This is a genomic window from Pseudomonas sp. KH_027 (assembly GCF_057838565.1).
Window position 1 is genome coordinate 4,464,804 of record NZ_CM174470.1, and the last position, 23,638, is coordinate 4,488,441.

Annotated in this window: 19 protein-coding genes; 9 read left to right on the forward strand and 10 right to left on the reverse strand. The window is 62.9% G+C overall.

What is annotated here, in order from left to right:
• Positions 1 to 12 precede the first annotated feature (12 nt).
• The 7 genes from AC3IYG_RS20920 to pilG form a co-directional block, all read right to left on the reverse strand.
• Complete coding sequence (locus AC3IYG_RS20920) at positions 13 to 1,032, reverse strand: chemotaxis protein CheB (RefSeq protein WP_489311392.1); 1,020 nt, start codon at positions 1,030 to 1,032, stop codon at positions 13 to 15.
• The gene (locus AC3IYG_RS20925) at positions 1,029 to 8,417 is read right to left on the reverse strand and encodes an Hpt domain-containing protein (protein WP_489313974.1); all 7,389 of its coding nucleotides are present in this window, start codon (positions 8,415 to 8,417) and stop codon (positions 1,029 to 1,031) included. The genes AC3IYG_RS20920 and AC3IYG_RS20925 overlap by 4 nt, the downstream gene beginning before the upstream one ends.
• A gap of 24 nt (positions 8,418 to 8,441) precedes the next feature.
• A complete protein-coding gene (locus tag AC3IYG_RS20930) occupies positions 8,442 to 9,308 on the reverse strand; it encodes a protein-glutamate O-methyltransferase (RefSeq protein ID WP_489311393.1) in 867 nt (288 codons plus the stop codon).
• A 62-nt stretch (positions 9,309 to 9,370) separates the two neighbouring features.
• Positions 9,371 to 11,419, reverse strand: a complete 2,049-nt coding sequence (locus tag AC3IYG_RS20935; RefSeq protein ID WP_489311394.1) for a methyl-accepting chemotaxis protein — start codon at positions 11,417 to 11,419, stop codon at positions 9,371 to 9,373.
• An 84-nt stretch (positions 11,420 to 11,503) separates the two neighbouring features.
• Complete coding sequence (locus AC3IYG_RS20940; protein WP_489311395.1) at positions 11,504 to 12,040, reverse strand: chemotaxis protein CheW; 537 nt, start codon at positions 12,038 to 12,040, stop codon at positions 11,504 to 11,506.
• Positions 12,041 to 12,087: 47 nt separating this feature from the next.
• A complete protein-coding gene (gene pilH, locus AC3IYG_RS20945; RefSeq protein WP_108094980.1) occupies positions 12,088 to 12,453 on the reverse strand; it encodes a twitching motility response regulator PilH in 366 nt (121 codons plus the stop codon).
• Between the two features lie 46 nt (positions 12,454 to 12,499).
• Entirely contained in the window at positions 12,500 to 12,907 is a 408-nt protein-coding gene (gene pilG / locus AC3IYG_RS20950) for a twitching motility response regulator PilG (RefSeq protein WP_079203716.1), read from the reverse strand.
• A gap of 246 nt (positions 12,908 to 13,153) precedes the next feature.
• Between pilG and gshB the strand changes: the two genes are divergently transcribed.
• The 7 genes from gshB to AC3IYG_RS20985 all read left to right on the forward strand — a co-directional run bounded on the left by gshB (position 13,154) and on the right by AC3IYG_RS20985 (position 19,030).
• A complete protein-coding gene (gshB, locus tag AC3IYG_RS20955; RefSeq protein WP_489311396.1) occupies positions 13,154 to 14,122 on the forward strand; it encodes a glutathione synthase in 969 nt (322 codons plus the stop codon).
• 96 nt (positions 14,123 to 14,218) lie between these two features.
• The gene (locus AC3IYG_RS20960) at positions 14,219 to 15,112 is read left to right on the forward strand and encodes an energy transducer TonB (protein ID WP_489311397.1); all 894 of its coding nucleotides are present in this window, start codon (positions 14,219 to 14,221) and stop codon (positions 15,110 to 15,112) included.
• Positions 15,113 to 15,171: 59 nt separating this feature from the next.
• On the forward strand, positions 15,172 to 15,741 hold the full coding sequence (locus AC3IYG_RS20965) for a YqgE/AlgH family protein (RefSeq protein ID WP_489311398.1): 570 nt from the start codon (positions 15,172 to 15,174) through the stop codon (positions 15,739 to 15,741).
• Positions 15,741 to 16,184 (forward strand): Holliday junction resolvase RuvX, encoded by a 444-nt coding sequence (gene ruvX, locus AC3IYG_RS20970; protein ID WP_489311399.1) that lies wholly within the window; start codon positions 15,741 to 15,743, stop codon positions 16,182 to 16,184. The genes AC3IYG_RS20965 and ruvX overlap by 1 nt, the downstream gene beginning before the upstream one ends.
• A gap of 38 nt (positions 16,185 to 16,222) precedes the next feature.
• On the forward strand, positions 16,223 to 16,738 hold the full coding sequence (gene pyrR / locus AC3IYG_RS20975; RefSeq protein WP_489311400.1) for a bifunctional pyr operon transcriptional regulator/uracil phosphoribosyltransferase PyrR: 516 nt from the start codon (positions 16,223 to 16,225) through the stop codon (positions 16,736 to 16,738).
• 10 nt (positions 16,739 to 16,748) lie between these two features.
• Positions 16,749 to 17,759: an aspartate carbamoyltransferase catalytic subunit gene (locus tag AC3IYG_RS20980; RefSeq protein ID WP_489311401.1), complete on the forward strand. Its 1,011-nt coding sequence runs from the start codon at positions 16,749 to 16,751 to the stop codon at positions 17,757 to 17,759.
• On the forward strand, positions 17,759 to 19,030 hold the full coding sequence (locus tag AC3IYG_RS20985; RefSeq protein WP_489311402.1) for a dihydroorotase: 1,272 nt from the start codon (positions 17,759 to 17,761) through the stop codon (positions 19,028 to 19,030). Before AC3IYG_RS20980 ends, AC3IYG_RS20985 begins: the two co-directional genes overlap by 1 nt.
• Positions 19,031 to 19,083: 53 nt before the next feature.
• Here the strand turns inward: AC3IYG_RS20985 and AC3IYG_RS20990 are convergent, their stop codons facing one another.
• Entirely contained in the window at positions 19,084 to 19,485 is a 402-nt protein-coding gene (locus AC3IYG_RS20990; protein ID WP_489311403.1) for an NINE protein, read from the reverse strand.
• Positions 19,486 to 19,749: 264 nt separating this feature from the next.
• Here AC3IYG_RS20990 and AC3IYG_RS20995 point away from each other — a divergent pair, with 264 nt between their 5' ends.
• The gene (locus tag AC3IYG_RS20995; RefSeq protein ID WP_489311404.1) at positions 19,750 to 20,340 is read left to right on the forward strand and encodes a C40 family peptidase; all 591 of its coding nucleotides are present in this window, start codon (positions 19,750 to 19,752) and stop codon (positions 20,338 to 20,340) included.
• 172 nt (positions 20,341 to 20,512) lie between these two features.
• On the opposite strand, the gene AC3IYG_RS21000 is transcribed toward AC3IYG_RS20995, so the two are convergent.
• On the reverse strand, positions 20,513 to 21,658 hold the full coding sequence (locus AC3IYG_RS21000) for a PilT/PilU family type 4a pilus ATPase (protein ID WP_489311405.1): 1,146 nt from the start codon (positions 21,656 to 21,658) through the stop codon (positions 20,513 to 20,515).
• 131 nt (positions 21,659 to 21,789) lie between these two features.
• Positions 21,790 to 22,824, reverse strand: coding sequence for a type IV pilus twitching motility protein PilT (pilT, locus tag AC3IYG_RS21005; RefSeq protein WP_489311406.1), 1,035 nt, complete (start codon positions 22,822 to 22,824; stop codon positions 21,790 to 21,792).
• Between the two features lie 63 nt (positions 22,825 to 22,887).
• On the opposite strand from pilT, the gene AC3IYG_RS21010 reads away from it, so the two are divergent.
• Entirely contained in the window at positions 22,888 to 23,604 is a 717-nt protein-coding gene (locus tag AC3IYG_RS21010; protein ID WP_489311407.1) for a YggS family pyridoxal phosphate-dependent enzyme, read from the forward strand.
• Positions 23,605 to 23,638: the final 34 nt, after the last annotated feature.

Here is a 23,638-nt window from a genome sequence, read left to right on the forward strand (position 1 = left end):
CAACGCGCGGCCTCAGCCGCACTGCGCCGCCAAATGATTGACCAGCGTCGCCGCCAGCTCGCGCGGGTCGCCACTGTAGGCGCTGTAGCCGCCTTCGCGCAGGCTGTCCGGCATGCTTGGGCAGACGCAGCTGTCGCCGCGCTGGGTCCAGATTTCAGCGCCTTGCCGGCGCACATAGGCCGCCGCGGCACTGCCGTCGCTGCCCATGCCGCTGAAGGCGATCACCCCGCACAGGGCACCGAAGTGCTGCGCCAGGTTGAGCATCATCTGGTCGATGGACGGGCTGTAGGGCTCGGGCCAGCCGCGATCGGCGATCTGCATGGCGCCGCCGTCGGCAAAACCCAGTTCGTAGACGATAGGGGCGACCACCACTTCGCCGCAGCGTATCGCATCGCCCTGGCGGGCCGGATTGACATGCCACTGGCTATGCCGGCCGACCGCTTGCGGCAAGGCCGTCTCGAAGCTGGCATCGATGTGCTGGGCATAGATGAAGCCGACCGGCAGGCCGCCCGGCAAGGCATCGAGGAAGGCTTTGACCGCCGCCGGGCCACCCAGCGAAGCGGCCAGCAGCCACACCTGCCGCGCCGGTTCACCGGCCACCAGCGGTGTATCCGCCAACGCCCGAGGCAGGTCGAGCCGCGCGGGCCGCTGGGCGTCGCCGAGCAGCGCTTGCAGCGTGGGGCCGACCGCCTGGGTCGGATCACCGACCAGGCGCTTGAGCTTGCCGACCAGCCGCCTTTCCCAGCGCGGGTAATGCTCGGAGTGTCGTTCCGGGGCATGCCCCTCGCCGAACAACACCGGGGCACTGGCGTATTCGAGCAGGCTGTCGATCAGTGGCGAGTCTTCCGACTGGGCCAGATCGACCAGCCACAGGTCGGCCTCGCAGGCGGCCAACGCATCCGCGTCGAGCCGCGCCGGGTCGCTGTTGAGCACCACGTTGTAGCCGTTCCCCACGAGTGCCTGCTGCAGCACATGGCGCTGCAGCGAGGTATCGGCGAGCACCGCAATGCGGGCGGCAGTTTTCTCAGTCATGTCCGTTTGACCAGCTGTGCAATGGTTTCGAGCAGCAAGGACTCTTGGTAAGGCTTGCCGAGGTAGTCGTTGACGCCGATGTTCATCGCCCGCTCGCGGTGTTTCTCACCGGTACGCGAGGTGATCATGATGATCGGCAGGTCTTTCAGGCGCTCATCGTGGCGCACCAGGGTCGCCACTTCGAAGCCGTCCATGCGCGGCATTTCGATGTCCAGCAGCATGATGTCGGGCTTGTGCTCCTGCAGCAGGGAGATCGCGTCGACCCCGTCCTTGGCCGTCAGCACGTTCATGCCGTTACGCTCCAGCAGGCGGCTGGTGACCTTGCGCACGGTGACCGAGTCATCCACCACCATCACCAGCGTCGGTCGCTCGACTTCCAGCTCAACGGGCAGATCCACGCGGCTGGCGGTACGCGGCAGCATTTGCGTCAGCAGGTGGGCATGCAGCACCCGGATGGTCGCCAACAGATCGAGGATCACCACCACGCGGCCGTCGCCGAGGATGGTTGCACCCGAGATGCCATGCACCCCGGCGAACTGCGGGCCGAGGCTCTTCACCACGATTTCGCGCGAGCCGGCCAGGGAATCCACCTGCACCGCCACCGCATGTTCGCTGGAGCGCACCAGGATCACCGGCAACGGCAGGCTCTGGCCCACCAGCTTCGGCTGCTGACCGTTGTTCAACAGGTCGCCCAGGTAGCGCAACTCGTAAGCCTGCCCGGCGTACTCGAAGCGCGGTGCGTCCGGCGCGTAGTAAGCCTCCAGCTCGTAGGGCGAGACCCGCACGATACCTTCGATGGTGTTCAACGGAATGGCGTACAGGTCTTCGCCGGAGAGCACCATCAGCGCACGGTTGACCGACACGGTGAATGGCAGGCGGATGCGGAAGGTGGTGCCCTCGCCCAGGGTCGACTCGATGCTCATGGAGCCACCGAGTTGCTTGACCTCGGAATGCACCACGTCCATGCCGACGCCACGCCCGGAAATCTGCGTGACCTTCTCGGCGGTGGAGAAGCCGGCTTCGAGGATGAATTGCAGAATCTCGTGGTCGGTCAGGTCGGAGTCGGCATCCATCATGCCGCGCTCGATGGCCTTGCGGCGCACCGCGTCGAGCTTGATGCCACCACCATCGTCCGCCAGGGTCAGGACGATATCGCCACCCTCGCGGCCCAGGCTCAAACGGATATTGCCTTGTTCGTTCTTACCGGCAGCACGACGCACATCAGTGGCTTCAATACCGTGGTCGACGGCGTTGCGCAGCATGTGCTCGAGCGGCGCGACAATACGCTCCAGCACCGTACGGTCCATTTCGCCATCAGCATTGCCGACGATAAAGTCGACCTGCTTGCCCAGTTCGCTCGCCACCTGCCGCACGATGCGGCGCAAACGTGGCACCAGACGGTCGAAAGGCACCATGCGCGTGCGCATCAGGCCTTCTTGCAGCTCGGTATTGACCCGTGCCTGCTGCAACAGCAGGGTTTCCGCGTCACGGTTACGTGCCGCCAGGGTTTCTTTCAGTTCCAGCAAGTCGGAAGCCGACTCGAACAGGGCGCGCGAGAGCTGCTGCAACTGCGAGTGGCGGTCCATCTCCAGCGGATCGAAGTCTTCGTAACCAACGCGCTCGGCCTCGGCCTGATAGCGGCTGATGATCTGCGATTGGGTTTCGATGTCCAGCCGGCGCAATTGATCGCGCACCCGGTCGATGGTGGCTTCCATTTCACCGAGGGTGAAACCGAAGTCGCTGACCTGTTGCTCGACCCGACCCCGGAAGATCGAGGTCTCACCCGCCAGGTTGACCAAGCCTTCGAGCAGCTCGGCCGGGACCTTGACCAATTCCTGCGGGGCGCGCCGGGCGGCGGCCTCCAAGGCGGCTTCCTGGGCGCGACGGACGAAAGGCAGAACCTTCGCCGCCACCGGCGCGGTCGGCAGTTCGCTGGCGGCCACGATCGGGCTGCTCAGCGAATGCAGCACTGGCAGCTGGGCAATCGGCTCGGGCTGCGGCGCCTCGGTCGACTCAGCGGCCAGGTTGTCGTTGACGCGCTCGCGCAGCTGATCGAGCTCGCCCTGCAAGCCTTCGAAACCGGACTGCACATCAATGAACAGGCTTTCCGGCCAGGGCGCGCCTTGCTGCTGCGCCTCGGTCAGGTGCTGCTCCAGGTCGTGGGTCAGATCGCCCAGGGTTTTCTGCCCCGCCAGCCGCGCGCCACCTTTCAGGGTGTGCAACAGGCGCAGCATGTCGTCGATGGCCGCGCCATTGTCACGCTGTTCTTCCCAGCGGCCGATGGCGCTTTCCATGGCTTCCAGCAGGTCATCGCCTTCTTCCAGGAAGATATCGAGGATATCCGCCTCGGCATCATCGGCATGGGCGTCGACAGCGGCCTTGAGGTGCACGCTGGACGGAATGCTCAGTTGCTCGTCCGGGTTGGCGCGAAAGTGGCGGATGGTCTCGATCAGCGCGTCACCACTCGGCACCGCGCGCTTATCACGCACCGCTTCGAGCATTTCCGCCAACCGGTCGTGGCACACCTGCAGCAGGCCGAAGAGACCAGGGCTGGCACGCAGCCGGCCATCGCCAAGGCCCTCGTAGAGAAACTCCAGTTCATGCGCCAGGTCGCCGATTTCACGGATCTCGGCCATCCGCGCACCACCCTTGAGGGTGTGCAGGTCGCGTTGCAGGGACTCGAGTTCGAGGCTGTTATCGAGGTCGCCCTTCCAGCGCTGCAAGGCCGCGCTGGAGCTGTCGATGATGTCGAAACCCTCCTCCAGGAAGATTTCCACCAACTCGGGATCGCGCTCGTCATAGAACGTCGAAACTGCCGGGGCAATGCAGGCCGGCGCTTCGTTCGACTCGATAAGCTCGGGTTCTGACTCGACTGACGCCGCGAGGTCAAGCGGCTCGACCAACGCCAACTCTTGCGGTTCAGCGCTTAATTCAGCGCTCGACTCAGGGGCCAATTCATCGTCCAGCGACGCCAGCTCTAACTCAATGACTTCTTCCGCCAGCGGTTCGACTTCGGCTTCATCTTCAACCTCAACCTCAACCTCAACCTCAACCTCAACCTCGACCTTTGCTTCGGCTTCGGCTTCGGCTTCGGCTTCGGCTTCGGCTTCGGCTTCGGCTTCGAAGTCAGGCTGGGGCATGACAGCCGCCGCCGACAAGCTTTGCGCTCCACCCTGACGGAAGCCGCGGATCGCTTGAATCAACTCGGCAGGATCGGGCAGAACACGCTTGGCCTGCAATTGCTCCAGCAGCACCGCCAGGCGGTCGTGGCTCTGTTGCAACAGGCCGCTCAGCACCGGCGAATAGCTGTAACGCCGATCCACCAGGCCTTCGTACAAGGCTTCCAACTCATGGGCGAGATCGCCGATCGGGCCGATCTCGGCCATCCGCGCGCCACCTTTGAGGGTGTGCAGGTCGCGCTGCAGTGAAGTCAGCACGCGATTGTTTTCCGGCTCGCCGAGCCATTGCTCCAACGCCTGGCCGGCACTTTCGAGGATATCCACCGCCTCTTCGAGGAAGATTTCCACCATTTCCTCATCCAGAGGGTCTGGTGTGACAACCGGCGACAGCGCTTCGACGGCCTGCTGCGGTAACGCGTGCGGGGCTGGCTCTGCGCTGTATTCCCTCGGCGCGAAGTGTTCGCTCGACTCGCCATTGGCCAGCTCGGCCAATTCCAGCTCGGCGGTTGCCGCGTCCAATTCGATGACGTGCAGCTGCGAACTGCCATCGGTCGCCAGCAAGGCCAGGGTCTGCGGGTCGAGCGCCTCGCCCAGCAAGCTGCGCAGGGCTTCGACGCGCTCGGGCTGGGCACTGACCTGCAAACCGGCCGCAACCTGATCCATCATGCTGATCAGCGCTTCATGGGCGCTCTCGGCTTCGCTGAAGAAGCGCTCGCTGACGGCCAAGCCGCCTTCTTCGACCGCGCCATAGAGATCGAGCAAGGCTTCGCACAGCTCATCGATCTGCGGCAGCTCGGCCATCTCGGCGCCCCGGCCAAGGGTGCTCAGCTCGTCGAGCAGGGCGCTGAGCTCCTGACGTTCGGACGGATGCTCGCGCCAGAGACGCAGCAGATCCTCGGCGTCCAGCAGGATATCCATGCCTTCGGCGAGAAAGATGCCGATCAGTTGCGGGTCTCGGCTTTCGCCTTGGTTGGCCTGGCGCGCCGTTTGCGCGGCCTCCAAGCGATCCAGGTGTAATTTATGCGCGCGTTCGAGCAGTTCCGCGGTCCCTTCGATGGGCGCCAGCGGCCGATCTTCCAATTGCTCCAGGCCACGGCGGAATAGCTGCTCGGCACTGTGCAGCAACTCGGCCTCGCCCAGATCCATCGGGATCAGGTTGGCCTTGAATTCCTTGACCAGTTTTTCCAGTGGCGTGGCGATCTCGGCGATCGGCAGGATGCCGGCCATGTACGCGCTGCCCTTGAGGGTGTGCAGGGCCCGCTGCAGATCATCGGTGACCGGCTGCGGCAGTTCCTGGGCGCAATCGGCGAGGAACGCCACCAGGGTATCCAGGTGGGTTTCCGCCTCATTGCGGAAGATCTCGATCAACTGCGGGTCGAGCGCCTCGACCCCGGTATCCACAAGCGTTGCAGCCACGGGCTCGCCCACGGTTTCGGCTGCCTGCGGGGAAGCCGGGGCGTCAGTTTTTGGGGCGCTCTGCCCCTTGGCCAAGGCATGAGCCGTGGCGGCCAAACGGTCGACATCGTCACGCTGACGCTGCGCTTTGGCGGCGAACTCGTCCACCAGCGCCGGCATCAATTCGATCACATCGACTATGACTTGCTGCACTTCTGCGCCCGGCAGAATGCTGCGCTCCAGCACGCGGTTGAGCAGGTTTTCGATCGACCAGCCCAACTCGCCGATGATCAGCGCGCGCACCATCCGGCCACTGCCCTTGAGGGTGTGGAAAGCACGACGGACTTCGCTCAGCGCATTCTTATCGTCGGTGTTCGCGCGCCATTGCGGCAGGTACTCGGCGATGGTTTCCAGCACTTCACCGACTTCTTCGATAAAGACTTCCAGCAGTTCTTCGTCGATCGCCTCTTCACCGGCCGGCGGTGGCAGCAGGCTCGGGGGGACGTCCTGGGCAGGCGGGTTGATGGCCTGCACCGGCGTCGCCATGACTTCGGCCATGGACAATGGCTTGTCGACGGGTGCGGCGGGCACTTCGGCTTCGACCGGCGCGCTCGGCAGTTCGACGTCCGGCAGCCCCAGCTCGGCCAGCTCGGCCTCGTTCCACTGTGCCGGGTTGTCGTTGAGCGCATCGAAGCTGAGTTCTTCCAGCTCCAAGGTGCTATCGCCAAGCCAACTCAAGGGCGCCTCTACTTCGCTCAACTCCAGGCCGGGCAACGACGACAGCTCGTCAACCGTTGCCGCCAGGCTGAAGTCGATCTCTTGCAGCTCTGCCTCCGGCAATTCACCGAGCTGCCAGTTGTCATCGGCAACCAGCAGTTCAGTGTCGTCACTGGCAACCGCTGCGAACTCCGGGCTCAGCTCATCGTCAAGCTGCAGCTCGGTCAGTTCAAGGCTTTCCAGCGACAGCTCAGCCGATTCGAAACTCACGTCCTGCGGCTGCTCCGGCAAGCCCGGGTCGAGCTCTTCCAGCGGCTCGTCGGCCAACACCTCGATGTCGTGCATCGGATCGGCCAGCGGCGCGAACGACTCAACCTCAGGTTCGACCCGGTCGAGAATCGACGGCTTTTCCTTCAGCGGGTAGCCGAGGGTCTCGAGGCTCTCTTCGGCCACATCGAGGATCAGATCGCCTTGGCTGGCATGGTCTTCCGCCAGCCGTTCGAGGTAATACTCGACGCTGGTGATGGCATCGGCCAGGGTGTCGAGGCTCTGCCAGTTCGGCACCGCCTTGCGGGCCAGCAACTGCTCTTGAATGTAGCGATTGCAGGCTTGCAGCAGGGCCGCGGCGCGCGCCAGCGGAATCATCGCCAAGCCGCCACGGGCCTGGGTCAACAGTTCCGGCACGCGGGCCAGGTGTTCGTGGTTCCACTGCGAGGCGATGAATTCGATGATCGCGTCTTTGGCCTGCTCCAGGCCGTTGCGCGCTTCCTTGATCACCAACTGGTGGATCTGTGCCACGTCGGTGGTCGGCAGATGGCTTTCTTCGCGGCTGCGGTCATCGGCCGGGCCGACCATGCCGGCCAGGGTCGCTTCCACATACAGCAACGCCCCGGCGACATCCATCAGCACTGCATCGCTTGGCTCGCGCTGGCCGAGGGACAGGCCGTGCACCACGTCGATCTGGTCGACTATGACTTTGCGCGGCTGACCGAAACCCAGCACCGCCAGGGTATCGGCGATCTGCTTGAGCGGCGCCAGCTGGCTGTCGAGCTCGGCGACCTTGCTGCGGTCGCTGCGCACGAACAGGTCGAGGCTGTCCTTGACCCGCACCAGCTCTTCGCACAGCGCGGCGACCACCGAACGCATCGCATCGCGATCCGGTCCGGCCAGGCGCGCACGCTCTTCGTCGACCACGTCGTTGTCCGGCAAGGCGTCATCGAGGCGGTATTGTTCTTTCAGGGCGCGGATGCGCGGCGACTGTGCCGAAGCCTTTGCCACATAGAACAGCAAGTTCTTGGTCAGTTCGTCCGGCGCGGCCTGGTTGATGCCGTCCGCCCCCTGTTCCAGCAGGCGCTTGAGTTCTTTATCCACCTGCCGCAGCAAGGTCCGCACCGAGGTGCCATTGAGCACGCTGCCGTTGGCCAGCCCTTCGACCATGCCCGAAGCGATCTGCCACAGCGGGCCGAGCGGCGCGTCTTTGCAGAGCACTTCGAGGCGGGCGAAAACCCGCGCCATATAACCCAGGTTGGTGCCCAGGTCCTGGTTGCGGATCACACCGACCAGGGCCATCTGCAGCATCTGCCGCAGCTTGCGCAGCAACACCGGCAGTTCGGCGGTGCGCAACTGGGCCAGCGACTCCACCGACAAGGCCGGCTGACGCGCCGACATGTCCGGAGAGAAGAGACTGGTTTCCGACAGCAGCTTTTCGCCACGCGCCGCACGTAAATCGTTGAGCAGCGGCAGCACCACCATCGGCAGATCGCGCCGTGCGGTCTGAATCCGGTCGAGGTAAACCGGCAGCTGCAGAATTGCCTGCATCAGCACTTCCAGGGCCTCGCCCTGGTTGGCCACGCGGTTTTCCATCAGCGCCTGGGCCAGGTGCTCCATTTCTTCCGCGAGCAGGGCCGCGCCGTAGAACTCCACCATCTGCAGAGTGCCATGGACCTGGTGTGCATAGGTCAGGCAGAAACGCATGCGCGTCGAATCCTGGGGGTTCTCGACGAACGCCTCCAGGGCCTGCCGCGCCTGCTTCAGAGTCTCTGCGATCTCGCCTTTGACCCACTCCAGGGCGACATAGTCGTGCCGATCACCCATAGCAACTCCACTCATAACCGCACGTTACCCCTTTCGGGTAAAAGCCAGCACTCGCTCGTCGGCCACCGGCACCAGGTCCGGGTGTTGCCAACCGATCACTTCGCCGACGCCGACTACCAGCAGACCACCCGGGGCCAGGCGCTCGGCCAGGCGGTTGAGGATCTCGCGGCGACGCCAGCGACGAAAATAAATCAGCAAGTTCTGACAGAAAATGACGTCCATACCGGACATTGGCGCCTTCGCCAACTCCAGCACATTGAGCCGGGCGCAACATACGCGCGCCGCCAGACTCGGTACTACCTTGAAGCGTCCATCGGCCTGCGCGGCAAAATACCGCTCGCACAGGTCCATATCCATGTGTTCGAGCTTGCGCGCGGCGTATTCACCTTCGCGTGCCTTGTTCAGGGCATTCAAACTGATATCGGTACCGGTCACGCCAAAGTGCGCGGGCCGTTCGCTGTCACGCAACACTTCGGCGGCGCTGATTGCCAGCGAGTACGGTTCTTCGCCACTGGAACAACCGACACTCCACAAAGCCCAGGGTTGCTCGCCGGCCTCGGCCCGCGCCAAACGTTCACCCAGGTAATGCTCCAGTACGTCGAAAGACGGGCGATGGCGGAAAAAGCGGGTTTCCTGAACGGTCAGACGATCCAGCAAGGTCGACCATTCCACCGCGCCACGCGGGCCATCGATGACCTGGCGGTAGTAGCTGGCATAGTCAGGCACACCCAACTCGCGCATCCGCGTACTCAGGTTGGTCTGCAAAAATGCCTGGCGCTGCTCGCTGATCACCACCCCGGTGCGCTCTTCCAACAACGTTTGCCAGTCGTGGAATTCCGCCGGAGTCATATCGACCAGGGGTTTCAAGGCCCAGGCCCCGCTTGGCTGCATACCGTGCCCCTCGCTCATGGCCGCGTGGCGACGACCTCTGCAGGCCGCCGCGCCTCTCCTGATCAGGCTTGGTCGGTGGTTTCTGGCAAGGTGAAGCCGGAAACCGAGCGCCGCATTTCACTGGCCATCTTGGCCAGGTTACCAATGCTCTTGGCGGTAGCCGTGGTGCCCGAGGAGGTCTGCGAGGTGATTTCCTGAATCACGTTCATGGTGTTGGAGATATGGCCAGCGGAGGAAGCTTGCTGACGAGCGGCGTTGGAGATGTTCTGAATCAAGGCTGCGAGGGTCTTGGATACCTTCTCGATCTCTTCCAGTGCCACACCGGCGTCCTGCGCCAGACGGGCCCCGCGCACTACTTCGGAAGTGGTTTGCTCCATGGAGATAACCGCTTCGTTGGTGTCGGTCTGAATCGTTTTAACCAGTGCCTCGATCTGCTTGGTTGCAGCCGAGGAACGTTCTGCGAGGCGTTGTACTTCGTCCGCTACCACGGCGAAGCCTCGGCCCGCGTCACCGGCCATGGAGGCCTGGATCGCAGCGTTCAATGCGAGGATGTTGGTCTGGTCGGCAATGTCGTTGATCAGGCTGACGATGTCACCGATCTCCTGGGACGATTCACCGAGGCGTTTGATCCGCTTCGAGGTGTCCTGGATCTGCTCACGGATGTTATCCATGCCGGTGATGGTGTTGTGCACCACTTCGTTGCCTTTGTTGGCGATGGCTACGGAACGTTCCGCTACCGCGGAGGATTCCGAGGCGTTCGCCGATACCTGGTCAATCGACACGGCCATTTCGTTGATCGCCGCCGATGCACCGGCAATTTCCTGCGCCTGGTGCTCGGAGGCCTCGGCGAGGTGCATGGCCGTTGCCTGGGTTTCCTGGGCGGCGGCGGCTACCTGTACGGCGGTCAAGTTGATCGTCGCGACCAGGTCGCGCAGTTGGTCGATCGAGTAGTTGATCGAGTCGGCGATGGCGCCGGTGAAGTCTTCGGTTACCGTTGCCGCTACCGTCAGGTCACCGTCGGCGAGGTCGGCGATCTCATCGAGCAGTCGCAGAATCGCCGCCTGGTTGCGTTCGTTCTTCTCGGCGGTTTCAGCCAGTCGGCTGCGGGTGCTCTGCACCATGACCAGGCCGATCAGGATGATCGAGGCCAATGCCAGCAAGCCCAACACATAACCGATGAGGGTATTCAGGGCGCGGCCGCCGGCCAGGTTTTCAAACCCGGTGGCCAGTTGCGAAGCCTTGTCCAACAGGGTCTGCGACACGGTGAAGATGCTGCTGGCGGATTCCCGCACCTGGAACAGTTCCGGCGAGGTTTCCAGAATTTCGTCCACCGAGCCGGAAACGAACTCGAACAGCTCGGAAATTTCCGCCAGACGCTCGAGAGCCTCCTGGTCGGTCACCTTGGCAATCTTCATCGCCGCGTTGCCTTCGAGCATCGCGCTCAAGACGCGACCGAACAGGCTGGCATCGCGACCGAACATGTCGGCGGCCTGGACCGAGTCTTCGTCACCGGCCAGTACCTTGTTCACCGAACCGAGGATACGTTCAGCCAGCAGCGATTGACGCTGGGCGACGGAAACCTGGGCGGCCGGCGCCTCGCTTTCGAGGAGGATGTCGACCACCTCTTCATACTCGACCTGCAGTTGCGGAATGGTTTCCGCCAGGGTCGCGGCCACCTGGTGCAGGGAGAGAACCGTTTGTTCGCTGGCCAGGATGGCGTCGGAGTTTTTCCGCAGGCTGTCCCAGTCCTGTTGCACGGCGGCCATTTCCGTCTGCACGGTGTCTGGCGATGATGGCAGCCCGGTGGACTCGTCACCCTTGACCAGGAACCCCCAACGCTTCTCGAAGTCGTTGCGCGCATCTTTGAGCAAGGCGAAAGCCTCGACCTTGCCCGCCGCCGCTTCCGTGGCGTTCTTCGCGATGCGCTGGGAGAGTACACGCAGCTCACCGGAGTGGCTGATGTATTCCTTGTCGTAGTTCGACTGGGTGTTGATATAGGCGAAGTTGGCGAACAACAGCACGATGGACACGATCAGGACGATAAAAAGCCCCGCGATCAAGGTGCTGCTGCGCATCCCAGCCAATAGATTGCCTGCGTTTAGTTTTTTCATTATTTGGCCCCCGCCTGGACCTACCGCACTACGTTGCCCATGTAACGCTAAAAGGCCGGCAACGCCGACCCAACCGAAAAACGCTTAGAAAGCCACGTCGAGGAAGCCCGGATGCCGTGCCAGCGCATGAGGGCTGAACACCAGCCAGGGCTGTTCGCGCTGGAACATGCCATGGATAAAAGGCTCGATGGCCGTTTCCAACGGCGGCAGTTGCTCGGAAAAGCTATCCACCGGGAAATGTTGCATACCGAACACTTCGTCGACGGTCAGGCCGGCGAAGACTTCCTGATGATCCACTACCAGCACCCGCCGCTGCTTGCGCAATGGCGACAGGTCATTACCGAAGAACCCGCACAGGTCCATCACCGGCAACAAACGACCACGCACGTTGGCGACACCCTTGACCCAGCTTTTCACACCCGGCAGCAAGGTAAACCTCGGTTCGTGCAGCACTTCGCCAACTTCCCCCATCGGCGCGACGAACAGGCGTTCACCCATGCGAAAGCCGATGCCGCTCCAGGTCTGCACCATCGCGCGCTGCGACGGCAGCCCAGCCGCCAAGAGGCGACAACGCTGGTCGATCTCGAGGAGGAGCTGAAAGGGGGTTTGTACGTCCGACATGCCGGCCCGAACCTTCTTCTTATTTTTAACTGCGCACTAGCCCGGCATCAGCCGGCCAGCACCGCATTCAGGGTTTTCAGCAGTGTATCTTCGTCCACCGGCTTGGTCAGGTAGTCACGCGCGCCCTGGCGTTTGCCCCAGACCTTGTCGGTTTCCTGATCCTTGGTGGTGACGATGATCACCGGGATGTGATTGGTATCCGCATCCTTGGTCAACTGGCGGGTCGCCTGAAAGCCATTGAGGCCCGGCATGACGATATCCATCAGAACTGCATCGGGCTTTTCCTGGCGGGCCAAAGCCACGCCATCAGCGCCATTCTCTGCCTTGAGTACCTGATGCCCATGCTTTTCCAGCATGGCGGTCAGCTTGTACATCTCGGTTGGCGAGTCATCAACAATCAAAATTCGAGCCATGGTGTTCCCCATATGGAAAATACGTCACCGCCCTAGCGGTCGAACGTCAAGATGCTTGTTCCACCGGGGTGAAGTTAGGCACATGAGCCTTGATGGCGCCGAGCAACTCTTCCTTGCTGAAAGGCTTGGTCAGGTACTGATCGGAACCCACGATACGACCCTTGGCCTTATCGAACAGGCCGTCCTTGGAGGACAGCATGATCACCGGGGTGGATTTGAAAGCACTGTTATTTTTGATCAGGGCGCAGGTCTGATAGCCATCGAGCCGCGGCATCATGATGTCGACAAAGATGATATTGGGATGGGTGTCGGCAATTTTCGCTAACGCATCGAAGCCATCGACCGCGGTGATGACCTCACAACCCACTTTTTTCAGCAGGGTTTCCGCAGTGCGACGAATCGTTTTCGAATCGTCAATCACCATGACCCTTAACCCTTCGGAATGCTGTTCCATGTTTGCCCTACCATCGCCTCGGTGAGTCGTTATTTTTCTACGTTTTTAGTGCGCCTGAGGCCTACCAGCGACGGGCTGCGACCCAATCGTAGGTCTTTTTAGCACACTCTCTAGAAGCAATCTATAAGCCCTAGAAGCACAAGGTTTTTCCTTGACCGGGAAGATCACCGGCGCCACCCTGGCGCCACACAGTCTAGCCTCGACAGCCTGTCCGCTGTCGCATTCCTTTTGCGGAGGATTTCCCCCATGAGCGTTCGCCTCGGCATAGTCATGGACCCCATTGCGCGCATCTCCTTCAAAAAGGACAGCTCGCTGGCCATGCTACTGGCCGCCCAAGCCCGTGGCTGGTCGCTGTTCTACATGGAACAGCAAGACCTGTACCAGATTGACGGCGAGGCTCGGGCACGCATGCGCCCACTCAAAGTCTTTGAAGATCCCCAACACTGGTTCGAACTGGACGACGAAAACGACCTGCCGCTGAGCGAGCTCGACGTGATCCTGATGCGCAAGGATCCTCCGTTCGACATGGAGTTCGTCTATTGCACCTATCTATTGGAGCAAGCCGAGCGCGCTGGCGTATTGGTGGTCAACCGCCCGCAAAGCCTGCGCGACTGCAACGAGAAGCTGTTCGCCACCCAGTTCCCCCACTGCACCCCGCCGACACTGGTCAGCCGCAGAGCCGACATTCTGCGCGAGTTTGCAAGACAGCAGCGTGACATCATTCTCAAACCCTTGGATGGCATGGGCGGCACGTCGATCTTTCGCCACCGCGAAGGCGATCCCAACCTCTCCGTGATACTCGAGACCCTGACCGCCAACGGCACCCAGCAGATCATGGCGCAAGGCTACCTGCCGGCGATCAAGGACGGCGACAAGCGCATCCTGATGATCGACGGCGAACCGGTGCCTTTTTGCCTGGCGCGCATCCCGGCGGCTGGCGAAACCCGCGGCAATCTGGCGGCCGGCGGTCGTGGCGAAGCGCGCCCGCTGACCGAGCGCGATCGCTGGATCGCCGCCCAGGTCGGGCCGACGCTGCGCGAGAAGGGCCTGCTGTTCGTCGGCCTGGACGTGATCGGCGAGTACCTCACCGAAATCAACGTCACCAGCCCGACCTGCATCCGCGAGATCGACAATGCCTTCGGCACGAAGATCGGCGAGCAGTTGATGGAGGCCATCGCCAAGCAACTGAGCGCGCGCGACACAACCTCGCGCTGAAATGTTCAGTGCATCACCAAGCCGCGCAGTGCTTCATGGACTTTTCCCCAAGCCCTCGGCAGACTGCGCGGCAACCTGAACTGACCACGATGAGCGATGAACGCAGCCGCCCTCCCGCCTGAACTGTCTGACGCCGGCGTCCGCCCGGCGGACCGGCTGGGCTTTACCCTGTTCCTGGCCGCCGTGCTGCATGTGGCCCTGATCCTCGGCGTCGGCTTCACCCTGGTCGAGCCGAGTCAGATCAGCAAAACCCTGGAAATCACCCTGTCTACCTTCAAGAGCACGGAAAAGCCCAAAGTGGCCGACTACCTCGCTCAGGACAACCAGCAGGGCAGCGGCACCCTGGAGCACAAGGCCGCACCGAAGACCACCGAGCAGGCGCTGTTCCAGGATAAGGAAGTCAAACGCGTCACTCCGCCAGCCACTCCACGCGCAACCACCAAGCAGGAAGCGCCGAAAGCCGCGGTCGCCACCCGCACCCCGCAGCCACAGAAAACCCCGGTCAAGCGCGAGCAGGCCAAGCCCGAACCGCAAACCCGGCAAGCCCCGGCCTTCGATAGCGAGCAGTTGTCCGCCGAAATCTCCAGCCTGGAGGCAGAACTGGCGCAGGAACAGCAGCTGTACGCCAAACGACCGAAAATCCATCGCCTGAACGCCGCCTCGACCATGCGCGACAAAGGCGCCTGGTACAAGGACGAGTGGCGCAAGAAGGTCGAGCGCGTCGGCAATCTCAACTATCCTGACGAAGCACGCCGCCAGCGGATATACGGCAACCTGCGGCTGCTGGTTTCGATCAACCGTGACGGCAGCCTGTTCGAGGTCCAGGTGCTGGAATCCTCCGGCCAACCACTGCTCGATCAGGCAGCGCAACGCATCGTGCGCCTGGCGGCCCCCTTCTCGCCGTTTACCGGCGACCTGGCGGACATCGACCGCCTGGAAATCATCCGCACCTGGCGCTTCGAGCGCGGCGACCGCCTGTCGAGCAAATAGGCCCCCGAACAAGCCGCGCTGCTTGTCAGGGTGACCACCCAACGGCCACACTATTACCCATGAAAGACGCCAGCCCCAGCTACCTCAAGCACCACCTGCTGATTGCCATGCCGCACATGGCCGATCCGCACTTCGTGCATACCGTCACTTACCTCGTCGAACACAACGCCCAAGGTGCCATGGGCCTGGTGATCAACAGGCCCAGCGGCCTGAGCCTCGCCGACGTGCTCGAACAACTGCGCCCGGACAGCACCCCGGCAGCGACCTGCCAGAACCTGCCGATCTTTTCCGGCGGCCCGGTGCAAACCGACCGCGGCTTTGTCCTGCACCCCACCGGGCAACAATTCCAGGCCACCCTCGAGCTGGGCGAACTGGCGCTGTCGACCTCGCAGGACGCGCTGTTCGCCATTGCCGACGGTACGGGGCCGGAGCACTACCTGATCACCCTCGGCTACGCGGGCTGGGAAGCTGGCCAACTGGAGAACGAGCTGATCAATAACGTCTGGCTAACCTGCCCGGCCGACTCGCGCATCCTCTTCGACCTACCCTTCGACCAGCGCCTGAATGCCGCGGCCGAACGCCTGGGCATCAACCTCAGCCTGCTGACCTCCCAGGCCGGGCACGCCTGATGGCTGCGCCTGCCACAGCCAAACCCCTGCGTCTGTTGCTCGGTTTCGATTACGGTACCAAACAGATCGGCGTCGCCGTCGGTCAGGCAATTACCGGCCAAGCCCGCGAGTTGTGCGTACTGAAAGCGCAGAACGGCGTGCCCGACTGGCAGAAAGTCGAGGCCCTGATCCGTGAATGGCAGCCCGACGCCATAGTCGTCGGCCTGCCGTTGAACATGGACGGTACTGCCAGCGAGATGAGCGAACGGGCGGAAAAATTCGCCCGCCGCCTGAATGGCCGTTTCAACCTGCCGGTGCATACCCACGACGAACGCCTGACCACTTACGCCGCCAAAGGCGAACGACTGCAGCAAGGCCAGCGCGGCGGCTACCGGGAAAACCCGGTCGACGCCCTGGCTGCCGCCCTGTTGCTGGAAGGCTGGCTGGCCGAACACAGCGCCTGAGCACAATTGCACGCCATTGCGGCCCACAAGGAGACACCATGAGCCTGCCCAACCCCGCCGAGCTGCTGCCACAGATGGCTGCTGCGCTGAGCGCCCACCTGGCCAGCCGCTCCATCGCCGAGCCGCGCTTCATCGGCATCCACACCGGTGGCGTCTGGGTCGCCCAGGCACTGCTGCAGGCCCTCGGCCGCAGCGCCGAACTGGGGATTCTCGACGTCTCCTTCTACCGCGATGACTTCACCCAGAACGGCCTGCACCCGCAAGTGCGGCCCTCGGCGCTGCCGTTCGAGATCGAAGGCCAGCACCTGGTACTGGTCGACGATGTGCTGATGAGCGGCCGGACCGTCCGCGCCGCCCTCAATGAGTTGTTCGACTACGGCCGCCCCGCCAGTGTGACCCTGGTCTGCCTGCTCGACCTCAGCGCGCGCGAACTGCCGATTCGCCCGGATGTAGTCGGCGCCATACTGTCGCTCGCCCCTGGCGAACGGGTAAAATTGCTCGGCCCCGCGCCGCTCACCCTTGAGCACCAGCCCCTCGCCTCCGCCGCCAACTGAGATCTCCGTGATGACGCCGACCGACGCCAAGCGCCCGCTGCAGCTCAACGATCAGGGCCAGCTGCGCCACTTCCTCACGCTCGATGGCCTGCCGCGCGAGCTGCTGACCGAAATCCTCGACACCGCCGACTCATTCCTCGAAGTCGGCGCCCGCGCGGTGAAGAAAGTCCCGCTGCTGCGCGGCAAGACGGTGTGCAATGTGTTCTTCGAGAACTCCACCCGCACCCGCACCACCTTCGAGCTGGCCGCCCAACGGCTGTCCGCGGACGTGATCACGCTGAACGTCTCCACCTCCTCGACCAGCAAAGGCGAAACGCTGCTCGACACCCTGCGCAACCTGGAAGCCATGGCCGCCGATATCTTCGTGGTGCGCCACGCGGACTCCGGCGCGGCGCACTTCATCGCCGAGCATGTGTGCCCGAACCTGGCGATCATCAACGGTGGCGACGGCCGCCATGCGCACCCGACCCAGGGCATGCTCGACATGCTGACCATCCGTCGGCACAAGGGCGGCTTCGAGAACCTCTCGGTGGCCATAGTCGGCGACATCCTGCATTCACGGGTGGCGCGCTCGAACATGCTGGCGCTGAAAACCCTGGGCTGCCCGGACATCCGCGTCATTGCGCCGAAAACCCTGCTACCGGTCGGGATCGAGCAGTACGGCGTGAAGGTCTTCACCGACCTCGCCGCCGGCCTCAAGGACGTCGACGTGATCATCATGCTGCGCCTGCAGCGCGAACGCATGACCGGCGGCCTGCTGCCGAGCGAAGGCGAGTTCTATCGCCTCTACGGCCTGACCAACGAACGCCTGAAACTGGCCAAGCCGGATGCCCTGGTCATGCACCCGGGGCCGATCAACCGTGGCGTGGAAATCGAATCGGCGGTGGCCGACGGCCCGCAGTCGGTAATCCTCAATCAAGTCACCTATGGCATCGCCATCCGCATGGCCGTGCTGTCCATGGCCATGAGCGGGCAGAATGCCCAGCGCCAGATCAATCAAGACGCTGAGGAGCAGAACTGATGCCCACCGTTATCCTCGGCGCCCGTGTGATCGACCCGGCCAGCGGGCTGGACCAAATCAGCGACATCTACCTGCAGGACGGCAAAATCGCCGCAATCGGCGCAGCGCCGGCCGGTTTCGAGGCCCGCCAGCGCATCGACGGCCAAGGTCTGGTGGCCGCCCCCGGCCTGGTCGACCTCAGTGTCGCGCTGCGCGAGCCCGGCTACAGCCGCAAAGGCAGCATTGCCAGCGAGACCCTCGCCGCTGCCGCTGGCGGCGTCACCAGCCTGTGCTGCCCGCCGTTTACCCGGCCGATTCTGGACACCCCGGCGGTCGCCGAGCTGATCCTCGACCGCGCCCGCGTCGCCGGCCATACCAAGGTGTTCCCGATCGGCGCCCTGAGCAAAGGCCTGGCCGGCGAACAGCTGGCCGAACTGGTAGCCCTGCGCGACGCCGGTTGCGTGGCCTTCGGCAATGGCCTGGACAACTTCAGCAACAACCGCACCCTGCGCCGCGCCCTGGAATACGCCGCGACCTTCGACCTGACCGTGGTCTTTCACTCCCAGGACCACGATCTGGCCGAAGGCGGCCTGGCACATGAGGGCGCGACCGCCAGCTTCCTCGGCCTGCCCGGCATCCCGGAAACCGCCGAGACCGTCGCCCTGGCCCGCGACCTGCTGCTGGTCGAGCAAACCGGCGTGCGTGCGCACTTCAGCCAGCTGACCAGCGCCCGTGGCGTCGAGCTGATCGCCGCGGCGCAAGCCCGTGGCCTGCCGGTCAGCGCCGATGTGGCGCTGTACCAGCTGATCCTGACCGACGAGGCGCTGATCGACTTCTCCAGCCTCTACCATGTGCAACCACCGCTGCGCACCGCCGCCGACCGCGCCGGCCTGCGCGCCGCCGTGAAGTCCGGGGTGATCCAGGCCATCGCCAGCCACCACCAGCCCCATGAGGCGGACGCCAAGCTCGCCCCCTTCGGAGCCACCGAGCCCGGCATCAGCAGCGTCGAGCTGTTGCTGCCGCTGGCCTTGAGCCTGGTGCAGGACGGCCTGCTGGACATGCCGACCCTGCTCGCCCGCCTCAGCGCCGGCCCCGCCGCGGCTCTGCGCCTGCCCGCCGGCAGACTGGCGGTAGGCCAGCCTGCCGACCTGGTGCTGTTCGACCCGCAGGCATCGACCCTGGCCGGCGAAACCTGGTACTCCAAGGGTGAGAACTGCCCGTTCATCGGCCACTGCCTGCCGGGCGCGGTGCGTTACACCCTGGTGGACGGGCACGTCAGCTACCAGGCCTGATACCCCGCGCAGAAAAAAGCCCGCCAATCGGCGGGCTTTTTCTTGTTCGCGGATCAACCGCGCACGGCATTCTTGAGCGATACCTGGGCATTCAGGGTCCAAAAGTCGTACAGCACGCCGATCAGGAACAGGCCTCCGGTGCACAGGTAAATGATGCCGCTGATCCACTTGCCCTGGTACATGCGGTGCACGCCGAACACGCCAAGGAAGGTCAGCAGAATCCAGGCGACGTTGTAATCGGTGTCACCGGCGGTGAAACGCAGGTCGGCCTCGCGATCCATGGCCGGAATCAGGAACAGGTCGATGATCCAGCCGACGAACAGCAGGCCGAAGGTAAAGAACCAGATCGTCCCGGTGACCGGCTTGCCGTAATAGAAACGGTGCGCTCCGAGGAAACCGAAGATCCACAACAGATAACCGATGACCTTGCTGTGAGTGTCCTGACGTACGTCCATGATTGCCTCCTGGCAGGTGATGAGTAGGGCTCTGAGCGTCGAATTCGATACCGGTTTGCTCGGCGCAGGCTCGCCCCGAAACAGAGCGTCCGGCTAAATTTACAGCAAGGCGCATCGACAGCGTTACTCCCTTGAATCCCACTGAAAAGCAGCATTTTGTCTCGGCTGATCAGCAACTGCACAGAGGTTCCAATCGACCAATGGTCAAAAAACATACAAAAAAGCTGTTATAAAGTTGCGCGGTCTAACCAAGAGCCCTGCCAAATGCGTTCGATTTACCTGACATGGCTAGCCATTTGCCTAGCGTTGCCACTCGCCGCCCAAGCGAGCAACCGCTACCAGCCGCTGCCGGCTGGCTCCACCGGACACACGGTCAAAGCCTCTTCAAGCAGCCGCAGCGCGCCTGCTATCCCGTCGCTTTCGACGCACACGGCCGAGGACAGCAGTAACGTCCTGAGCCGTGCAGTCAATGCGCTCGGCGTGCGCTATCGCTGGGGTGGCAGCACGCCGGAAAAAGGCTTCGACTGCAGCGGCCTGGTCAAATATGCCTTCGACCCTATCGCCGAGGTCAATCTGCCGCGCACCTCCAACGCCATGTCCCGTGCCGACGGGCAAAAAGTCTCGCGCGAGCAACTGGAGCCGGGTGACCTGCTGTTCTTCAACATCAGAAGCCGCAAGGTCAATCATGTCGCGATTTACCTGGGCAACGACCGCTTTATCCATGCGCCGCGCCGTGGCAAAACCGTGCGCATCGACAACTTGAAAAAGCCCTACTGGAAGCAGCACTACGCCCTGGCTAAACGGGTACTGCCGGAATCCAGCGGCGCCAATCCGATCCAGATCAGCCAACGCTGAGAACGGCCAAGCCCGAGCGAGTGCTGCCGGCCACCCTGCGCCAGGAGCACCGATAACTACTGCCGGCGCAGCATCGACGCGCGACTCAAGCGGCCATAAATGACAACGCCGCTTGCCGGTGAAGGCGAAGCGGCGTAACGCGGCCCGTTGCCAGGCCACGCGGCGGACAAGCTCAGCGAAAGCGCCGACCGGTATCCTCTTCGCTGGTTTCCAGGCTCAGGCCCTGACTCATGCTGGTGAGGTGGTCGCCGTCGGCCTCCGAACCGAGCTTGATCATCAAGCGCAGGTCGTTCGCCGAGTCGGCATAGGCCAGCGCATCCTCGTAGGTGATTTCGCCCTGGGTATAGAGTTGGTACAGCGCCTGGTCGAAGGTCTGCATGCCCAGCTCGGTGGAGCGCTTCATCAAAGCCTTCAGTTCGTGCACATCGCCTTTGCGGATCAGGTCGGCCGCCAGCGGGGTGTTGATCAGCACTTCGATCACCGCGCGCCGGCCCTTGCCGTCCGGGGTCGGAACCAGCTGCTGGGCGACGATGGCCTTGAGGTTCAGCGACAAATCCATCCACACCTGCTGTTGCCGGTCGGCGGGGAAGAAGTTGATGATCCGGTCCAGCGCCTGGTTGGCGTTGTTGGCGTGCAGGGTGGCCAGGCACAGGTGGCCGGTTTCGGCGAACGCCACGGCATGGTCCATGGTCTCGCGGGTCCGCACTTCACCGATCAAGATCACGTCCGGGGCCTGGCGCAGGGTGTTTTTCAGCGCCACTTCGAAGGACTCGGTATCGATCCCCACTTCGCGCTGGGTGACGATGCAGCTCTGGTGCTGGTGGATATATTCGATCGGGTCTTCGATGGAGATGATGTGGCCGCTGCTGTTCTTGTTGCGGTAACCGATCATCGCCGCCAGCGAGGTCGACTTGCCGGTACCGGTGGCGCCGACGAACAGCACCAGACCCCGTTTGGTCAGCGCCAGCTTCTTCAGCACTTCCGGCAGCTTGAGGTCGTCCAGAGTCGGAATATTGGTTTCGATGCGCCGCAGCACCATGCCCGCCAGGTTGCGCTGGTAGAAGGCACTGACCCGGAAACGGCCGACACCACGCGCACTGATGGCGAAGTTGCATTCGTGGTTTTCACCGAAGTCGCGCCGTTGCTGCTCGTTCATCACCGCATGCACGGTTTCACGGGTCTGCTCCGGCGACAGGGGTACCTTGGTGATCGGCATGATCTTGCCATTGACCTTCATCGACGGCGGCACACCCGCGGTAATGAACAGGTCGGAACCACCCTTTTCCACCATCAAACGCAGCAGCTTTTCGAATTCCATGGACTCTCTCGCCTATCACGCGACTCTCTCGCGGCAGTAATGCATTACCGCCAGCCCTAAGGGCGAGCCGGCTGCGAGCGTGTACCGCAACCGACGTAACCCACCCCACCACATGGCGGGACGGGTACGGATCAGAAGTTTTCCGGGGTTTTGGATTTTTCGCGGGCGTTCTCGCGTGTGATCAAGCCCTTGGCCACCAAGCCCTTGAGGCACGAGTCCAGGGTCTGCATGCCCAGCGAGCCGCCGGTCTGGATCGCCGAGTACATTTGCGCGACTTTATCTTCGCGAATCAGGTTACGGATCGCCGGGGTGCCGATCATGATTTCATGCGCCGCCACCCGGCCACCGCCGACTTTCTTGATCAGGGTTTGCGAGATCACCGACTGCAGCGACTCGGACAGCATGGAGCGAACCATGGACTTTTCTTCCGCCGGGAACACGTCGACCACCCGGTCGATGGTTTTCGCGGCGGACGTGGTGTGCAGGGTGCCGAACACCAAATGCCCGGTTTCCGCGGCGGTCAGCGCCAGGCGGATGGTTTCCAGGTCACGCATCTCACCGACCAGGATGATGTCCGGGTCTTCCCGCAGCGCCGAACGCAGCGCCTCGGAGAAGCCAAGGGTATCGCGATGCACTTCGCGCTGGTTGATCAGGCATTTTTTCGATTCGTGAACGAATTCGATCGGGTCTTCGACGGTAAGGATATGGTGGTACTTGTTGCTGTTTATGTAGTCGAGCATCGCCGCCAAAGTGGTCGATTTGCCCGAACCGGTCGGCCCGGTGACCAACACCAAGCCACGCGGCACGTCGGAAATCTTCTTGAAGATCTCGCCCATGCCCAGGTCTTCCATGGACAGCACCTTGGACGGAATGGTCCGGAATACCGCACCGGCACCGCGATTCTGGTTGAAGGCGTTGACCCGGAAACGCGCGACGCCCGGCACTTCGAAGGAGAAGTCGGTCTCGAGGAACTCTTCGAAATCCTTGCGCTGCTTGTCGTTCATGATGTCGTAGATCAGCGCATGCACCTGCTTGTGATCCAGAGCGGGTAAATTGATTCGCCGCACATCGCCGTCAACCCGAATCATCGGCGGCAGACCAGCAGAGAGGTGCAGGTCCGAAGCGCCTTGTTTAGCGCTGAAGGCAAGCAGCTCAGTGATATCCATGGAACTCCCTAATGACAAGCAAGCAGGTAGAATGCCGCAGACACTAGGCGGCTGGCGCAAGTAATGTCCACGATAGCAGAGAATATTGCAAAGGTCGGTGAGCGTATCCGTGAGGCGGCGCAAGCCTCGCAGCGTGATTACACAGCGATTGGCCTGTTGGCGGTGAGCAAAACCAAACCCGCGCCCGCCATTCGTGAAGCCTATGCGGCCGGTCTGCGCGACTTTGGTGAAAACTACCTGCAGGAAGCCTTGGGCAAACAGGCCGAATTGGCGGATTTGCCCTTGATTTGGCATTTCATCGGCCCCATTCAATCAAACAAGACCAAAGCCATCGCCGAACACTTCAGCTGGGTGCATTCGGTCGACCGCTTGAAGATCGCACAGCGCCTGTCCGAGCAACGCCCGCCACAGCTGCCGCCGTTGAATATCTGCTTGCAGGTCAATGTCAGTGGCGAGGCGAGCAAATCCGGCTGTGCACCAGAGGATTTGCCGGCGCTGGCGGCCGCGGTCGCGAAGCTGCCACACCTGAAACTACGCGGCCTGATGGCCATTCCCGAACCTACCGAGGATCTCGCGGCCCAACAGGCCGCCTTCGCCCAAGTGCGCAAGCTGCAGGCCGGCCTGAACCTGGAACTCGACACCCTTTCCATGGGCATGAGCCACGACCTGGAAGCCGCGATAGCCGAAGGCGCCAGTTGGGTACGGATTGGCACGGCCCTGTTTGGTGCCCGCGACTACGCCAGTAAAGACAGCGGTACAGATGAATCGACCACCCGCTGACATGCGCGGCACTCGCCTTATTAAAGGAAGCGTT

What these genes read in the sequence shown, in the direction of transcription:
- AC3IYG_RS20920 (WP_489311392.1), bottom strand. Translation starts at nt 1,032, where the DNA reads ATGACTGAGAAAACTGCCGCCCGCATTGCGGTGCTCGCCGATACCTCG.
- AC3IYG_RS20925 (WP_489313974.1), bottom strand. Translation starts at nt 8,417, where the DNA reads ATGGGTGATCGGCACGACTATGTCGCCCTGGAGTGGGTCAAAGGCGAG.
- AC3IYG_RS20930 (WP_489311393.1), bottom strand. Translation starts at nt 9,308, where the DNA reads ATGCAGCCAAGCGGGGCCTGGGCCTTGAAACCCCTGGTCGATATGACT.
- AC3IYG_RS20935 (WP_489311394.1), bottom strand. Translation starts at nt 11,419, where the DNA reads ATGAAAAAACTAAACGCAGGCAATCTATTGGCTGGGATGCGCAGCAGC.
- AC3IYG_RS20940 (WP_489311395.1), bottom strand. Translation starts at nt 12,040, where the DNA reads ATGTCGGACGTACAAACCCCCTTTCAGCTCCTCCTCGAGATCGACCAG.
- pilH (WP_108094980.1), bottom strand. Translation starts at nt 12,453, where the DNA reads ATGGCTCGAATTTTGATTGTTGATGACTCGCCAACCGAGATGTACAAG.
- pilG (WP_079203716.1), bottom strand. Translation starts at nt 12,907, where the DNA reads ATGGAACAGCATTCCGAAGGGTTAAGGGTCATGGTGATTGACGATTCG.
- gshB (WP_489311396.1), top strand. Translation starts at nt 13,154, where the DNA reads ATGAGCGTTCGCCTCGGCATAGTCATGGACCCCATTGCGCGCATCTCC.
- AC3IYG_RS20960 (WP_489311397.1), top strand. Translation starts at nt 14,219, where the DNA reads ATGAACGCAGCCGCCCTCCCGCCTGAACTGTCTGACGCCGGCGTCCGC.
- AC3IYG_RS20965 (WP_489311398.1), top strand. Translation starts at nt 15,172, where the DNA reads ATGAAAGACGCCAGCCCCAGCTACCTCAAGCACCACCTGCTGATTGCC.
- ruvX (WP_489311399.1), top strand. Translation starts at nt 15,741, where the DNA reads ATGGCTGCGCCTGCCACAGCCAAACCCCTGCGTCTGTTGCTCGGTTTC.
- pyrR (WP_489311400.1), top strand. Translation starts at nt 16,223, where the DNA reads ATGAGCCTGCCCAACCCCGCCGAGCTGCTGCCACAGATGGCTGCTGCG.
- AC3IYG_RS20980 (WP_489311401.1), top strand. Translation starts at nt 16,749, where the DNA reads ATGACGCCGACCGACGCCAAGCGCCCGCTGCAGCTCAACGATCAGGGC.
- AC3IYG_RS20985 (WP_489311402.1), top strand. Translation starts at nt 17,759, where the DNA reads ATGCCCACCGTTATCCTCGGCGCCCGTGTGATCGACCCGGCCAGCGGG.
- AC3IYG_RS20990 (WP_489311403.1), bottom strand. Translation starts at nt 19,485, where the DNA reads ATGGACGTACGTCAGGACACTCACAGCAAGGTCATCGGTTATCTGTTG.
- AC3IYG_RS20995 (WP_489311404.1), top strand. Translation starts at nt 19,750, where the DNA reads ATGCGTTCGATTTACCTGACATGGCTAGCCATTTGCCTAGCGTTGCCA.
- AC3IYG_RS21000 (WP_489311405.1), bottom strand. Translation starts at nt 21,658, where the DNA reads ATGGAATTCGAAAAGCTGCTGCGTTTGATGGTGGAAAAGGGTGGTTCC.
- pilT (WP_489311406.1), bottom strand. Translation starts at nt 22,824, where the DNA reads ATGGATATCACTGAGCTGCTTGCCTTCAGCGCTAAACAAGGCGCTTCG.
- AC3IYG_RS21010 (WP_489311407.1), top strand. Translation starts at nt 22,888, where the DNA reads ATGTCCACGATAGCAGAGAATATTGCAAAGGTCGGTGAGCGTATCCGT.